General features: G+C 71.6%; 3 protein-coding genes. All 3 read right to left on the bottom strand.

Annotated elements, in window-relative coordinates:
• Nucleotides 1-168 precede the first annotated feature (168 nt).
• Nucleotides 169-1,401 carry an epoxide hydrolase family protein gene (locus ACWCSD_RS50750; RefSeq protein WP_449926747.1) on the bottom strand — a complete coding sequence of 411 codons (1,233 nt, stop codon included), beginning with the start codon at nucleotides 1,399-1,401 and terminating at the stop codon, nucleotides 169-171.
• Nucleotides 1,402-1,414: 13 nt separating this feature from the next.
• Nucleotides 1,415-1,873, bottom strand: coding sequence for a MarR family winged helix-turn-helix transcriptional regulator (locus ACWCSD_RS50745; protein ID WP_449926744.1), 459 nt, complete (start codon nucleotides 1,871-1,873; stop codon nucleotides 1,415-1,417).
• Between the two features lie 48 nt (nucleotides 1,874-1,921).
• On the bottom strand, nucleotides 1,922-2,954 hold a 1,033-nt coding region (locus ACWCSD_RS50740; protein ID WP_449926741.1), incomplete at its 5' end, for an ROK family protein.

Genomic DNA, 2,954 nt, shown 5'->3' with positions numbered 1-2,954 from the left:
GGAAATACGAACCGGGATGTAAGAAAACCGTCCTTCGGACCACATGTTCTACGAACGACTCATCCGCGACCGAAGGAAGACCCTGATCACGCCCCACCGAGACGCCGGTCCGGCCAGGTCCGGGCCGGGCCGGTCGTCGGATTCGGCGGGATCGGCGGGAAGGGCGCGTCAGCGGTGGGGGCGGAAGGTGCGGCGGAGGTCTGCGACCCATTCGTCGGGGATCTCCCACGGGATGAAGTGCCCGCCGCGAGCGTGGCAGGTGATGCCGGCGTGGTTGTACCAGGCGGCCCGGTCGCCGTCGAGGAAGCCGCGGATCCGCTGGTCGCCGGTCGTCACGCCGGGCGGGTTCTCGAAGTCGACGAACGTGATGCCCGTGGGCGCCTCGACGACCGGCCACCGGTCGTGCGACGGCGTCCAGGGGTAGCGGTTGTTGTTGGCGTAGGTGCGGATCGAGCTGTCGATCGTGTTGCCCGCCCAGAAGATCGTCGCGTGGGTGAGCAGGTCGTCCTTGGTGAAGACGTTCTCGACGTCGCCATGGTTGTCGGACCACTTCGTCCAGCGTTCCAGGATCCAGGCCAGCATGCCGGCGGGGGAGTCGGCCAGGCCGTGGCCGAGCGTGGACGGCGCGAGCATGTGCGCCGCCAGATGCACCGCGAACCGCCGGTCCAGCTCGACGAACCGGGCGTGCACGTCGGCGGGCAGGCCGTCCGGGATGGGCATGCCGCCGCTCAGGTCCCAGGCGCGGTCGCCGTTGAAGAAGGTGAGCTTCTGCGCCGAGCCGATGTGGATCGCGTACAGCTCGTCGGCGTACTTGTGGCCGAGTTGCCCGGTGACCAGCGCCCCGACGTCGCATCCGGCGGCGGCGTACCGGTCATGGCCGAGGACGCCGGTCATCAGCTCGTGCCACACGTCGGCGATCTTCCAGAAGTTCATGTCCGGCCGGCCGTCCAGCGGGGCCGAGAACCCGAAACCCGGCAGTGAGGGCACGATCACGTCGAACGCCTCCGCCGGGTCCCCGCCGTGGGCGCCGGGGTCGGCGAGCGGGTCGATGACCTTCGACCAGTGCCAGAACGTCCAGGGCCAGCCGTGGCTGAGGATCAGCGGCACGGGGGCGGGGCCGACGCCGGGCTTGCGCATGAAGTGCACCGGCACGCCGCCGACGTCCACCCGGTAGTGCTCGTAGGCGTTGATCGCCCGCTCCGCCGCCCGCCAGTCGAAGCCGTCGGCCCAGTAGGCGACCAGCTCGCGCAGGTACTCGCCGCGCACGCCGTAGAAGCCGTCGTCGTTCCCGGCGGACGGCGCCCATCGGGTCATGATGAGCCTGCGGCGCAGGTCGTCGAGCACCTCGTCCGGTACGTGCAGCGGCTCGGGGCGCAACGGGAAGGGAGTCGAGCGAGTCAAGGGAACCGTCCTCCTAGTCTTCGACACGCGCGGCGATCTCGGTCAGGCGGCCGAGGACGCCCGCGTACCGGGCCAGCTCCGCGCGCTCGTCCTCGCTCAGGTGCGCCACCAGGCGGGCGACCCGCGCCACCCGGTCGGCGCGCCGGGAGCGGACGACGTCCCTGCCCTCCTCGGTGAGGCTCAGCAGGACGGCGCGGCCGTCGCGCGGGTCGGGGCGGCGCGAGACCAGCCCGTCCCGTTCGAGCCTGGCGACCAGGCTGGTGAGCGCGGGCTGCTTGAGCTGTTCCGTCGCCGTCAGATCGGTGAGCCGCATCGGACCCTTGCCCGCCAGCGTGTGCAGCACGGACAGGGTCGAGAAGCTGAGCCGCCGCACCGAGGGCAGCCGGATGAAGTACGCGTTGAAGTCCTCGATCGCGCCGACGAGCGCGTCGAGGTCGAGATCGGGGCCGGGGTCCGCCTGAGAGGATGCCACGCGCCCATTTATATCGAAGTTCGATGTAAATGGGCTACATTCGGTGAGCTACACCATTAATGACGACGGAGGCGCGGCGACCGACAGGTCGATCTCCGGGTCGAAGAGCACCTTGGCCAGATGCTCGACGCCGTGGCACACGGCCCCGATGGCCACGCACTCGTCGCCGAGCACGGAGGCCCGCAGCTCGGGCGTGCGCAGGCACATCGTCTCCAGCTCGATCCGCAGCGGCTCCATGAGCACGTCGGCCGAGCGCGAGAACCCCCCGCCGAGCACCACCAGGTCGGGATCCACGGTGAGGGCCATCGCGGTGGTGGCCAGCGCGAGCACCTTGACGTAGCGCAGGACGGCCCGGCGCGCCTCCACGTCACCCTGCCTGGCCGCCTCGAACACCGCCCCCGCGACCGCCTCCGGCGGCGTGCCGGGCTCGACCGACGGGACGGCCTGCAGCAGCTCGCCCACGTGACCGAGGTTGAACAGCGGATGCACGCCGATCTCCCCGGCGGCGCCGCCGCTGCCGCGCAGGGGGACCCCGTCGAGCACGACGGCGGCGCCGGCCCGGCGTCCGACGTGCAGGAAGATCAGGTTCCGCGCGTCGCGGGCGATGCCCCTGCGGCACTCGGCCAGCGCGGCGAGCCTGCTGTCGTTCTCCACCAGGACGGGGCAGCGCAGCCGGTCGCCGAGGTGGTCGGCCAGCGGAACGTCCGACCAGTCCTGGATGGCCCGCGAGAGCACGACGCGCCCCTGCAGGTCGACGTAGCCCGTGCTGCCCGCGACCGCGAGCCAGACGTCGGCGGCGGCGGTGCCCGAGCCGGTCAGGCAGCCGTCGATGGCCCGGTCGACGGCGGCCAGCCGCTCGCCGCGCGGCTGCTCGGGAGTGACCGGCTCGCGCGTGGTGTGCAGGACGTTGCCGTCTAGGTCGGCCACCACCGCGAGCACCTTGTGTGCTCCTATGTCGAGCCCGAGCACCCGGCCCGCCTCCGCGTGGAACCGGTAGCGGCGCGCGGGCCTGCCCTTCTCGCCGCCGCTCGGATCCAGCTGGACCACCCAGCCCAGCTCCATGAGGTCCTTGACCACCACC

The organism is Nonomuraea sp. NPDC001684, from assembly GCF_053596515.1.
The sequence above is the reverse complement of the archived record's forward strand: the minus strand, read 5'-3'. Positions and strand labels throughout refer to the sequence as shown.